General features: G+C 64.5%; 10 protein-coding genes and 1 pseudogene. 8 read left to right on the forward strand and 3 right to left on the reverse strand.

Annotated elements, in window-relative coordinates:
• Positions 1–27 precede the first annotated feature (27 nt).
• Entirely contained in the window at positions 28–1,182 is a 1,155-nt protein-coding gene (locus KXD98_RS20240) for a methyltransferase domain-containing protein (RefSeq protein ID WP_235716664.1), read from the reverse strand.
• 197 nt (positions 1,183–1,379) lie between these two features.
• On the opposite strand from KXD98_RS20240, the gene KXD98_RS20245 reads away from it, so the two are divergent.
• Positions 1,380–1,910: a DUF1942 domain-containing protein gene (locus KXD98_RS20245; protein WP_064280705.1), complete on the forward strand. Its 531-nt coding sequence runs from the start codon at positions 1,380–1,382 to the stop codon at positions 1,908–1,910.
• 206 nt (positions 1,911–2,116) lie between these two features.
• Here KXD98_RS20245 and KXD98_RS20250 read toward each other — a convergent pair whose 3' ends face one another.
• The gene (locus KXD98_RS20250; protein ID WP_064280682.1) at positions 2,117–2,800 is read right to left on the reverse strand and encodes a thioredoxin domain-containing protein; all 684 of its coding nucleotides are present in this window, start codon (positions 2,798–2,800) and stop codon (positions 2,117–2,119) included.
• 24 nt (positions 2,801–2,824) lie between these two features.
• Here KXD98_RS20250 and KXD98_RS20255 point away from each other — a divergent pair, with 24 nt between their 5' ends.
• The 7 genes and pseudogenes from KXD98_RS20255 (at position 2,825) to KXD98_RS20285 (ending at position 11,498) form a co-directional block, all read left to right on the forward strand.
• Positions 2,825–3,208, forward strand: coding sequence for a metalloregulator ArsR/SmtB family transcription factor (locus KXD98_RS20255; RefSeq protein WP_064280706.1), 384 nt, complete (start codon positions 2,825–2,827; stop codon positions 3,206–3,208).
• Positions 3,201–5,336, forward strand: a complete 2,136-nt coding sequence (locus KXD98_RS20260; protein ID WP_064280683.1) for a cation-translocating P-type ATPase — start codon at positions 3,201–3,203, stop codon at positions 5,334–5,336. The genes KXD98_RS20255 and KXD98_RS20260 overlap by 8 nt, the downstream gene beginning before the upstream one ends.
• 37 nt (positions 5,337–5,373) lie before the next feature.
• Positions 5,374–5,706, forward strand: a pseudogene (locus KXD98_RS20265) (DUF3703 domain-containing protein); the annotation flags it as partial.
• Between the two features lie 122 nt (positions 5,707–5,828).
• Positions 5,829–7,081, forward strand: a protein-coding gene (locus tag KXD98_RS20270; RefSeq protein WP_260760098.1) for an IS3 family transposase whose coding sequence is annotated in 2 segments (ribosomal slippage) — positions 5,829–6,102 and positions 6,102–7,081 — 1,254 coding nt in all. Because the reading frame shifts where the segments join, the coding sequence is not laid out codon by codon here.
• An 837-nt stretch (positions 7,082–7,918) separates the two neighbouring features.
• Positions 7,919–8,881, forward strand: a complete 963-nt coding sequence (locus KXD98_RS20275) for an AAA family ATPase (protein WP_064280684.1) — start codon at positions 7,919–7,921, stop codon at positions 8,879–8,881.
• 390 nt (positions 8,882–9,271) lie between these two features.
• Complete coding sequence (locus tag KXD98_RS20280) at positions 9,272–10,591, forward strand: IS256 family transposase (RefSeq protein WP_064961518.1); 1,320 nt, start codon at positions 9,272–9,274, stop codon at positions 10,589–10,591.
• A gap of 70 nt (positions 10,592–10,661) precedes the next feature.
• Positions 10,662–11,498, forward strand: coding sequence for a hypothetical protein (locus tag KXD98_RS20285; protein WP_260760100.1), 837 nt, complete (start codon positions 10,662–10,664; stop codon positions 11,496–11,498).
• 34 nt (positions 11,499–11,532) lie between these two features.
• Here the strand turns inward: KXD98_RS20285 and KXD98_RS20290 are convergent, their stop codons facing one another.
• Entirely contained in the window at positions 11,533–12,039 is a 507-nt protein-coding gene (locus KXD98_RS20290) for a pyridoxamine 5'-phosphate oxidase family protein (protein ID WP_064280685.1), read from the reverse strand.
• Between the last annotated feature and the right edge of the window lie 142 nt (positions 12,040–12,181).

Genomic DNA, 12,181 nt, shown 5'->3' on the forward strand with positions numbered 1-12,181 from the left:
TTACTACACCAATCAGCGGCAAGCCGTTTAACCGTCAGTCGTCGACGGTTGTTCGCCCTCACGGCGGCTTATGTAGTTGCCGCGCGCCGCGCGCCTCTCTGCGTCGGCGACGTCAGCGTTGAATGTGGCGGCGAACTCTGTGTACTTGACGTCGAGCAGGTGCTCGTCAGGCGGCGCGGGTTGCACGGCGGCTGGATTTGTGAGGGCGTAGTAGGCGTAGCGGCTGTCGAGACGGTTTTCCGGCACCAAAGTGATTAGCCTTGGGGTGAGTCCGCACTCTGCCGCCAGGTTCCAAAACTCTTCAATGGTGAAGGTGGTGGTCGATGCGAGGTTTCGGTCGTAGGCCGTCCCGGCGAAGCCGCGGGTCCGACGATCGCTGGTGTGGTACTTGATCTGGACCAACGCCATGCCTTCGGGAGCCAACACGGTGCGGGCGATTTCAAGGATGGCCCGTACCGCGTCGGTGTCGGTCGTTAATTCGATCACGTATAGACACAGGAAGACGTCGCTGCTGCCCGCCAATCCGACGGTGGCTTGTTCGGGGCAGGTGAGGTCGATGCGCCGTGTCTCGACGGGTGTCGTGCAAGTTGCGCGGACTTGTCGGACGCATTCGTCGAGGTTTTCTTCGGAGATGTCGGCGGCGATGAAGCGCTGCGCATGGGGGGCGAAAGCCACGGCGTTGGCCCCGCCGCCGGCGCCCCACTCCATCACCGTGTTCGGGCTGGGCGAATTAAGGGCTCGGGCGAAGGTCTCATAGATCTTCCAATGGTCGTCACCAACCTCCAGCCAGGCTTGATCGCCGATTCCGTTGCGCCAGTGCGAGTTCGCTTCCCAGGCCGATCCTGTGGGCGCCGACCAGTAGCGGGCGGCTTGCCCGGCGATCCGGTTCCGGAATCGCCGACTTCCCGCTGCTGCCAGCGCTGCAGCCAGGATTCGCTCCCCTCGCACTGCCACGTCAATACCTCCGGTCAAAAACTTGTTTCCGGTTGCGCTGACAGTAACCGGCCTTACGTTGAAATGGCCGCCTTCGACGCCGGACCGACCCGGCCCGACGCGACGCCGCCCACTAACGACGCCAGTGATGAGCTGGGTGTCGGCGGCGAAGCATTTGCTGATTACAGATAGCGAAGGTGCTCCTGATTTCGGGCGCGGCGGGAAGAGTTGCAGACGGTTGACCGGCAAGTGGCGATGGTGCTTGACCGCGTGGCGACCTCTTCCGATTCAGCGGCGGGTGTCAACCGTCGTCATAGGAGCCCAGGGCAAGGCCATGTCGATCGGCTTCTGACATCATCTACTATCTCGGTACGTAGGTTGTAGACGCGAGGCGATTACTTTGCCGGGCCCCACGGTAGGGAGTAGATGTGCTCAAGTTCTGTTTGATGGCGGTATTGGCTGTGATGGCGCCGATGGCGGGACTGGGCTCGGCTGGGGCGGCGTCGGCGGCGGAGCACTGTTTGCACCGCTTTGGAGCGCATCAGCAGGTAGCGGACGGTGGTGGCATTCAGAGTTGGTCGGTCGCGGATCTGAAGAAAAGCGGTGATGTGCCTGACTTCCCGGTGGCCGGCCAGCTGTGGGAAGCGACCGCGACGGTGACGGCGATCTTGGGCACTTCGACACCGGTAATCCCCAACTTCGCCGCAACCTCTGTAGGCGCCCGCTACCCAGCGCTGTGGCAGATGGCCAGCCCGCGGGGAATTTCCCCGGCCACCTTGACTCAAGGGCAGACGGCCACCGGCAAGATCTACTTTGACGTCACCAGCGAGTACCCCATGGCGGTCACGTACACCGCCGGTGGCGCCAGGCCACTGATGTGGTGCTGCGGCGAGACGATGATGGCGATGCCGATGGACGCATGCCCTTGCTGCGCCAACATGAAGGAACCGTGCCCCTGCTGTGCGGGAAAGATGTAGGGACGAGCAGCCATTGTCTGGCGGCCGACCCGTGTGGCGGGCGGGCCAGACGGTGAAACCATGGGTCACGCGCTGCAGGTCTGCCAGGTTGCGATGAAAGCGAGCCAGGGATCTGATAAACCAGGCCGAATATTCTTAAGGGTCTTCTTTCCACGCCCTTGCCACGTGAGGCAACCGATGCCGTTCAGTAGATACGAGACAGACGTCTATCCGCGCACCAAAGCCTGGTCAAGCGCTGTGGAGAGGTCTTCATAACTGCGCGGCTGGATGCGTTCGCCGTTGAGGAAGAAGGTCGGGGTTCCTTGCACGCCTAATGCGGTGCCGTCGGCGATGTCGAGCTGGATGCGTTCCAGGGTGGCCGGGTCGTTGTAGGTGTCGTCGAATGCGCTCATGTCCAGGCCGAGTTGCTGGGCGAAGCCGCGGAATACGTCGTCGGCGGGAGTCTGCTGCTCGCCCCATTCTGCTTGTGTCTCATACATTTTCCGGTACATGGGTTCGAGTTGGCCTTGTTGGGCGGCGGCCTCGACCGCGCGTGCGGCGCGCTCGGCGTTGAAGTGCGAGCGCAGCGGGAAGTAGCGCAGCACGAAGTTCACCCGATCGCCGTACTCGGCGCGCAGCTGCTCAATGGCGGGATACACCGCGCGACAGCCCTCGCACTCGAAATCGAGGAATTCCACGAAGTAGGCGTCGCTGTCGGGTACCGAGTTGAGCCGGTGACTGTTGTCTCGGACCGTCTGTCCGGCTGCCCCATCAAGTTGAATCGGAGGCGCCGAGTCGGTTCCTCGGACCGAGAGGAACACCGCGGTCCCGATCGTTGCTAACGCGATAACGAAGACGGTCAGCAGAACGCGGGTGTTGGTCAGGATCGCTCCGAGACCTTTCATGTTCATATCGACGTACTTTAGTATATGGATATGAGTGAACCGGTGGATACCTGCGATCTGCTCTGCCTGAACCTGCCCCACGCGGAGTCCATTCGCGCCACGGTGCCCGACAGCGCCACCGTCCAGGCCGCCGCCGCGGCGGCGCGCGGCCTCAGCGATGCGACCCGGTTGTCCATTGCGGCCGCCCTGGCGGCCGGCGACGAATTGTGCGTGTGCGATATGGCCTGGGTGGTCGGACAGCCGCAAGGCTTGGTGTCCCACCATCTGCGCCAGCTCAAGAACGCGGCGCTGGTGTCGTCGCGCCGTCAGGGCAAGTTGGTCATGTATCAGCTGACCGAGCGCGGACGCGAGTTAACCGCAGCTGTTTTGCCGAGCGTGGCCGCAACTAGCGCTAAGGAAGCCAATCGTGTCTGATGCGTGCTGCGGGCCACGCAACGACGTCGAACCCGACGCGGGTCCCGAAAGGCTTTGGCAAATACGGGAATTGCAGTTCGCGGCGCTGGCCGCGGTGCTGCTCGCTGTGAGCTGGATTGCCGGGCGGGTCGGCTACGAGGGCATCGCACACGCCGTCGAGCTGGCTGCAGTCGCTGCCGGCGCGATCACGTTCGTGCCCGATGCGGTGCGTAATCTGCGGCATGGCCGTATCGGGGTCGGCACGTTGATGACGATCGCCGCGATCGGCGCAGTCGCGTTGGGTCAGTTCGCCGAGGCCGCCTTGCTGGGCATCCTGTTCTCGATCGCCGAGGGCTTGGAGCACTACGCCGTCAGCCGGACCCGTCGCGGGCTGCGCTCCCTGTTGTCGCTGGTGCCGCCGAAGGCCTCGGTGCTGCGGGACGGCATCGAGACGACCGTTGCCCCCCAGGATCTCGTCATCGGTGACGTCATGGTGATCCGTCCCGGTGAACGCGCCGCCACCGATGGCACCATCCGAGCCGGTCAGACGAGCCTGGACCTGTCGGCGATCACCGGCGAATCGGTGCCCGTGGAAGCCGGGCCCGGCAGCGACGTGTTCGCCGGTGCCATCAACGGCGGCGGAGCGATAGAGGTCGAGGTCACCGCCCCGGCCGCCGACAGTTCCCTGGCGCGGATCGTGCACATCGTCGAGCAAGCCCAGGAACGCAAGGGCGCCGGGCAACGAATGGCGGATCGGATCGCCCGTCCGCTGGTGCCGGCGATCATGGCGTTGGCCGCGGTGATCGCCGCGGTGGGCGCGGTGTTGGGTGATCCGATGCTGTGGCTGGAACGGGCACTGGTGGTGCTCGTGGCCGCCTCACCGTGCGCACTGGCGATCGCGGTCCCGTTGACCGTGGTCGCGGCCATCGGGGCCGCCACCCGCCACGGCGCCCTGATCAAGGGTGGCGCGGCGGTGGAAGAACTTGGCCGCATCACCGTCGTCGCCCTCGACAAGACCGGCACGCTCACCCGCAACCAGCCCCGCGTCGTCGAGGTGATCACCACCGACGACCTCAGCGACGCCGACGCCCTGCGGTGGGCAGCGGCCCTGGAGATGCGCAGCGAACACCCACTGGCTCAAGCGATCCTGACCGCCGCCGGCGACTCGCCGGCCGCCAGCGATGTGACCGCACTGGCTGGCCACGGCCTGCACGGTGACCTCGACGGCCACCGGCTGCGCCTGGGGAAACCCTCCTGGGTCGCCCCCGGACCACTCGCCGCTGACGTGGAGCGGTTGCAGGCCGCCGGCGCCACCGTGGTGGTGCTCGCCCGCGACGACCAGCCGGTCGCCGCCATCGCCGTGCGCGATGAACTTCGCCCCGAAGCCGCCGAAGCCGTCCGTCTGTTGAAGCGAATGGGCATCACGGTGGCCATGCTCACCGGCGACAACACCCGCACCGCGGACACGGTGGCCGCCGACGCCGGCATCACCACCGTGCACTCCGAGCTGCTACCCGAAGACAAGGCAGCCCTGCTGCCGACCCTCTCCACGGGCCGACCCATCGCCATGGTCGGCGACGGCATCAACGACGCCCCCGCGCTGGCCACCGCCGACATCGGCATCGCCATGGGCGCCATGGGCACCGACGTCGCCATCGAAACCGCCGACGTCGCCCTGATGGGCGAGGACCTTCGGCACCTACCCCAGGTGCTGGCCCACTCGCGCCACGCCCGCCGGATCATGGTGCAGAACATCGCGTTCTCGCTGGCCATCATCGCCGTCCTGATACCGCTGGCCGCCTTCGGCGTCCTGGGCCTGGCCACCGTGGTCCTGATCCACGAAACCACCGAAATATTCGTCATCCTCAACGCCATCCGCTCCGCCCGCATCACCGCCCTTCCCGGCGTCACAGCGACAACCCCGCGAACCACAACCCACACCCTCGACATCGGCCCAGCACCCGTCCTCGACGACCCCTGCTGCAGCCCTCTACAGTCCGCGCAGACCCCCGCCACCAGCATCAGCCTTTCCCTGATCACCCCAGCCCCGGCACAGGATGAGCACGGGTGCGACTGCTGCGCCCCCACCGCATCTCCACCGGCCGTCAACGGCACGACCGCACCCACCAAGCGGACCAGCCGCCGATAGCCCCACCAAGCTCATCCCCACGACAGGAGCCAACTCAATGCCACGAATCAGTGAGCAGGCCCGCAAGGTCTACCGAGCGGAAATGACCGCCGCGAAACACGCCGCAGACCCCGCGACCCGGTGGCGACACTTGGAGCGGGCACACATCGTCTCCCAACCAAGTCCCTGGTTGCACACCTGCAACCACGCCGCCATGCTGGCGCTCGCACTTCGCCAACACGACCGCCGCGAAGCCATCGGCCAAGTCCTGCGCCTCATCGTCGCCGCCCCCGGCTCGATGACTGGCCGCTACCCGGTCGGCAACACCGGCCGCGTCAACGCGGGCCTCATGACACCCATGCCCATCCCAGACGACCTCGCCGCCGCCATCAAGCAACGGGTGAAGCCGAGACCCGTTCGAGACGACAGGGGTCTAATCTTCGTCTCGATGAATCAAGACAGTGAATCGTCCCGGGTTTGATGCCGCTTCCTTCTGTGAGAAGGATGGCGAGTATGGCCAAGCATTACCCGGTCGAGCAGCGTGAGCGTGCGGTGAGGATGGTGCTCGATCACCTCGGTGAATACCGGTCCGTGTATGCCGCGTGCGCGGCGATCGGCCCGAAGGTCGGCGTCGGCAAGGAATCGCTTCGCCGGTGGGTGTTGCAGGCCCAGGTCGATGCTGAGCAGCGGCCCGGTGTAACAACTGCCGAGCAGCAGCGCATCCGCGAGCTCGAGCGGGAGAACCGGGATCTCAAAGAGGCCAACGAGATTCTGAAAGCTGCCTCCATTTTCTTCGCGCGGGAGCTCGACCCGCGCAACCGCTGATCTGCGGATTCATCGACCAGATGCGGACGGCCGGCTACCGGGTCGAGTCGATCTGCACGATCCTGCGTGAGCAGGGTCTGCAGGTCGCCCCACGGACCTACCGCAACTGGAAGACCGCTCAGCCCTCGGCGCGCACCATCACCGATGCACACCTGACCGACGCACTGCTGAGCACCGTCGGCAGCCCCGAGGGCATGTACGGGCGGCGCAAGATGACCGCTCACCTGCGACGAGAAGGCCATCAGGTGGCCGCCTGCACGGTGGACCGGCTGATGCGCGACGAGGGACTGTCCGGAATCACGCGAGGCCGGCGGCATCGCACCACGATCCCGGACAAGGGAGCGGCCCGGGCGACGGACCTGCTCGACCGCGACTTCACCGCCACCGCCCCCAACCGCAAGTGGGTCACCGACTTCACCTACGTGCCGACCTGGTCGGGGTTCGTCTACGTGGCATTGGTGATCGACTGTTTCTCGCGGGCCATCGTCGGCTGGCAGGTATCCAAGACCAAAGACACCGCGATGGTCACCACCGCGCTGAAGATGGCACTGTGGCGCCGTGACCATCACGGCCACACCGTCGGTCAAGGATTGATCCATCACAGCGACGCCGGATCCCAGTACACCTCGATCGCGTTCGCCGAAACCCTTGTCCTGGAAGGGATTGCAGCCTCCATCGGCAGTGTCGGGGATGCCTACGACAATGCATTGGCCGAGACCACCATCGGGTTGTTCAAGACCGAAGCGATCGGGGCGGGTAGCCCGTTTCGGCCCGGGCCTTTGCGAAACCTCGACGACGTCGAGTACCCGACGATGGAATGGGTCGACTGGTACAACAACCGCCGCCTGCACAGCGTCTTGGACTACGTCCCACCCGCCGAATACGAGACCGCCTACTACGCTCAACTCCGGGCATCCCAGCCGGCGATGTCTCAAACATGAAGCCGGCATCAAACCCGGGACGGTTCACAGGAACTGATTGGTCTCAAATTTTCAGAAACGAGACAGTCAACTAGTGACGTTCTTGCTCGGCGTCGTAGTAGTCGCGCGAAGCGGCCTCTCGATCGGAAGTGGCCGCTCTGCGATGACGTTGAGCTTTGGCCTTGTGCGCAGTGACGTCTCCGACGCCTGCTGACGGTGCTTGGTCGTGAACCTCGGCTGCCCGCTGATGTGCGTCGCCGGCCTGTTCGTGGAGATGGGCTGCGGACAGGTGGGCGTTTCGGCGCGCTGTCTCGCTTCCTCGGCGCGCTGTGTCGCGTGGTCGACGTCCTCAGAAGTGACCGAGTGTCCAGCTCCAAGATCGGCTCGCCGGTGGGCACGGCATCAACGCCAAGTGCGGCAGAAGAAACTCCATGCACTTTCGTCGATGTCGGCGGTCATCAGCGTCTTTGTCGACGTGAACCACGACGAAACCGGTGACCGGAAGGCCTGTCACGGCCGCGACCAGCTCGACACCTCAGCGCTGCTGCCGTGCCAACGCAGCTTCGCCTCACCGACACGCAGAGCGTCGCGGGGCCTGCTGTCCGGAACTAGACCAACGCCGACGAGCGTGACCGCCCGGCGCACCAATACGCCTCTGAGACACTCCCGGGTAGCTGGCGACAAGCCACCCGTGCGATCAGTGGCCGCAGGGCGGTCGAAGAACACTACGGCAGAACTCGGACAACTATCTGAGCGCTGTTGGCGCTGCTAGCGGGCACGACACAGTACGGCGCCGAACCCGCGGTGGTGAACGCATCTGCAATGATCGAGCGAGCGCATTGCGCAAGGAGGGGCCACATGGCGAGGTCTGACCTAGTGATTGATCTGGTCGAGGCGCAGCAGCGTGGCGACGTCGCCCGCTTTCGCATGCTGGTGGAGGCGATCATCGCCGAGGAGCGCAACAATCAGCACCATCTTGTGGCTGATCGTCTGTCCGAATTGATCACCACTGCCGGTGCTCGCAGCCTGCTCGCCCGTGATGACACCGCCCGCCAGGTCGCTGATCTGGTCACCGAAATTGTGCCTAAACGGCGATTGTCAGAGGTGCATCTGGCGCCTGCCGTCACGGCGGCGGTGAACGAGATCATCGAGGAGCATCACCGTAGCGAGCTTCTCCGCAGCCACGGCCTGGAACCGCGTAACCGCATCCTTTTGGAAGGTCCGCCTGGTAACGGTAAAACCTCGCTTGCTGAAGTGTTGGCAGCGGAGTTGATGGTGCCGTTCTACGCCGTGCGTTACGAGGGAGTTGTATCTAGCTTTCTTGGAGAGACAACGAGTCGAATCGATCACGTTTTCGAGTTCGCAAGGACTCGGCGCTGCGTGCTCTTTTTCGACGAGTTCGACACCATCGCCAAGGAGCGCTCCGACGCGCACGAAACCGGCGAGATCAAGCGCGTCGTTTCGACGCTGCTCCTACAGATCGATCGCTTGCCCTCCCACGTCGTCGCCGTCTGCGCGACCAACCATGGCGAACTGCTCGACCGCGCGGCATGGCGCCGCTTTCAGGTGCGGTTAGCACTGCATCCCCCGTCGCGCATACAGGCCACGACTTTTCTCGAGCAGCTGCGTATGCGGCTCGGCGGGAACCTCGGTATGGCGCCGCGCACCCTCGCCGACAAGCTTGCCGGTGCCAGCTACGCCGACATTGAGGAGTTTGCGCTGGATGTCATGCGGCGCTATGTGTTGTCGCTACCCGATGGCCGTATCGAGGATGTGGTGCGCGAACAGCTCAAGCAGCGCAACGCCATGAGGCAGATGTGACCTCTGTCCTTCGGCGCCCCGCACGGTGACGCGCGTAGTCCCGTCGACAATCTGAGCCAGTTCCGGACGCGAACAGCGACGTGCGCTACTGCCGCATCGGCGAGGTCTCAAGAGAAGCCCGGTGTTGGTTATCGCCAAACGGCGGTGGTTGAGACTCGCAGACGAAGGGTCGCATCGATCCATCTACGTAGGACGGCAGTAGTTGATGACGAATGAATCTCGGTCGGGTTGAGATGTGGCCTCGTGCAGCCAGTGGAGCAATGATCAGAACCTGTGGATGAGCCTCGGTGAGGGGGCGTGAAAGTGGGCGCACCTTCCCGAGGATGATCTGAATATCCGAAGGTCCGATCATGAGCCGGCGTTGGCGCGCTGGTTCGGGAAGGTACGCCCATGCTCACCGTAGTTCACGATGCCATCGAGGCCAACGAAAGCACTGGCGGTGCTGGTCGGTCGTTGTTGGACGAGATCGTCCGCGACGGCGCCCGTCAGATGCTGGCCGCCGCGTTGAAGGCTGAGGTCGCCGCCTACGTGGCCCAGTTCGCCGATCAGCTCGATGAGAAGGGGCATCGGCTGGTGGTCCGCAACGGCTATCACCAGGCCCGCGAGGTGCTGACGGCAGCCGGGGCAGTTGAGGTGAAAGCACCGCGAGTCAACGACAAACGCGTCGACCCCGACACCGGTGAGCGGAAACGGTTTTCCTCGGCGATCCTGCCGGCCTGGGCACGCAAGTCACCGCAGATGAGCGAAGTGCTGCCGCTGCTGTACCTGCACGGGCTGTCCACCAGCGACTTCACCCCCGCTCTGGAGCAGTTCCTGGGCTCGGGTGCCGGGCTCTCGGCCACCACGATCACCCGGCTGACCAGCCAGTGGCAGGACGAGGCCCGCGCGTTCGCCGCCCGGGACCTGTCGGGCACCGATTACGTCTACCTGTGGGTCGACGGCATCCACCTCAAGGTCCGCCTGGACCAGGAAAAGCTGTGTCTGCTGGTGATGCTCGGCGTGCGCGCGGACGGCCGCAAAGAGCTCGTGGCGATCACCGACGGCTACCGGGAATCGACCGAGTCGTGGGCTGATCTGCTGCGCGACTGTAAACGACGCGGCATGACCGCACCCGTGCTCGCCGTCGGCGATGGCGCACTCGGCTTCTGGAAAGCGGTACGCGAGGTGTTCCCGGCCACCAAAGAACAGCGGTGCTGGTTTCATAAGCAAGCCAATGTGCTTGCCGCCCTGCCGAAATCAGCGCACGCGTCGGCGTTGTCGGCGCTCAAGGAGATCTACAACGCCGAGGATATCGACAAGGCCCAGGTCGCGGTCAAGGCCTTCACGGTCGACTTCGGGGCCAAGTACCCCAAGGCGGTCGCCAAGATCACCGACGATCTGGACACCCTACTGGAGTTCTACCACTATCCCGCCGAGCACTGGATCCACCTACGCACGACAAATCCGATCGAAAGCACCTTTGCCACAGTACGTTTGAGAACCAAGGTCACCAAGGGGCCGGGATCACGTGCGGCTGGTCTGGCCATGGCCTACAAGCTCATCGACGCCGCCGCGGCCCGCTGGCGTGCCGTCAACGCACCACACCTGGTCGCCCTGGTCCGCGCCGGCGCGGTCTTCCACAAGGGCAAACTGCTCGAACGCCCCACCGAAATCACCCCACCGACACCGCCCTCAGACGGCGATCAGCAAGCCGGAACGGAGGTCGCCTGAAACACGCCGATCCACAGGTATTGACAATTCCTCCAGCCAGTGTCTAGGGTGGCGCTGTCATCCTTGTTCGGTGGCGCCTAGGACAGCGAAGAAGACCGACAGCCGGTTAGCGGCTCGGCTTGCCGCGCTCGCCTCACTAGGCGCTTCTGTAATCCACTTCGCCGTCGTTCCCACGCACTGGCAGGAATGGATGCCAGCGGGCCTGTTTTTTACGGCAATCGCGCTGTTCCAACTGTTGTGGGCGCGGCTAGTACTCACCCGTACCACCACCCCGGTGCTAGCTCTTGGCATCATGGTCAACCTTGCCGTTATTGCGCTTTGGTCCGTGTCGAGAACCGCGGGAGCGCCGCTCGGGCCCCACGCCGGTCAAGCCGAACTGATCCAAGCCGCGGACCTATGCGCGTTGCTGCTTCAGATCTATGTCGTCATGGGCGCTGGCTGGGTCTGGCACCGCGGCCTTCAAGGAGAACCGGTGCCCGCCTTCGGCAGTGCCATGGTGCTCCTGGGCGCGATTGGGATCGTCACGTTGGCGTCCACAGTGGGCGCTGCCTCTGGTCTACGGCACGGCCACCACGCCCCAGCCGGCGCTGAAGCAGGGGCTCATCACCACGGACCTGGTGCAGAGCAGACTGACGACCATCACAGCCATCCTGAACCATCCCCTGCAGCGCCCGCTGGGGAGCCCGCCTCCGATGATCACGGAACCGGTGCAGAACACGTCGACGACCATCACAATTACGATTTGGAGCCGACGTCTTCCCCGCCTGCCGTGCGCCCAGTCGAAGCTCCTGCACCAGGCGCTGGCTCTGGCGGCGCGCCTGAGCAGGCTACGCCCGTGCCCATCAGCGAGCCGCTTCCAGCGGCGACGCCGCTAGACGACCACCAAGACCACGACCATGTGCATTGACCTACGTCTGTATGGCCAATCCACGGCCTGACGGCTAGTTTCCGCCCGTCAGGTCTGCCCGCCCGATGGCGTCGCCCGGATGACGCACGATGTCGAGGGCCGACATTCCGATGCCGTAGGTGGATAACCATCGCCTCGGCCGGACTGCGATGAAGCACAGCTCAGCACGCTGAGAGACGATGCGCTCCTCGGCGGCGAGAATGCGACGGAGAAACCAGTCCGCGTGGAATGCCCCTCGCGCGTCGGCGTTTTCGTGGTTCAGTATTGTGGCCGACCCCGCAAACTGCACAGCTGCCGGCGGCATCATGGGGAGAAAGCGGTGCGGCACGGGAATGACGAAGGCTACCTGTGGGCGTCGTCGAATGTTTTTAACCTTGACGTTCGTAGTACGGGTCGTGATGTACAACGTCAGGTTTGTGCCTTCACCGGCCGCTGCGTACGTGACGGCCGTCGCGTGGGGGTTGCCGCTGCTATCGAGCGTCGACAGGGTGCCGAACGACCGTCGTCGAATCGAATTTTCGACAGTGGCGAGGTCGGTCACTGGTGCTCCTTCCTCCGCTTCCCCGGCTCCGATTGGGTGGCTTGTCGCTCAGCTACACGCCGTCTACGGCGCATCCGAAGGTACCGGCGGTCGACGGATAATTGAGAATTCGACCGGCGACTGCATTTGCTTTCTTCGTGCG

The sequence above is a fragment of the Mycobacterium sp. SMC-4 genome, assembly GCF_025263265.1.
Lineage (GTDB): Bacteria > Actinomycetota > Actinomycetes > Mycobacteriales > Mycobacteriaceae > Mycobacterium.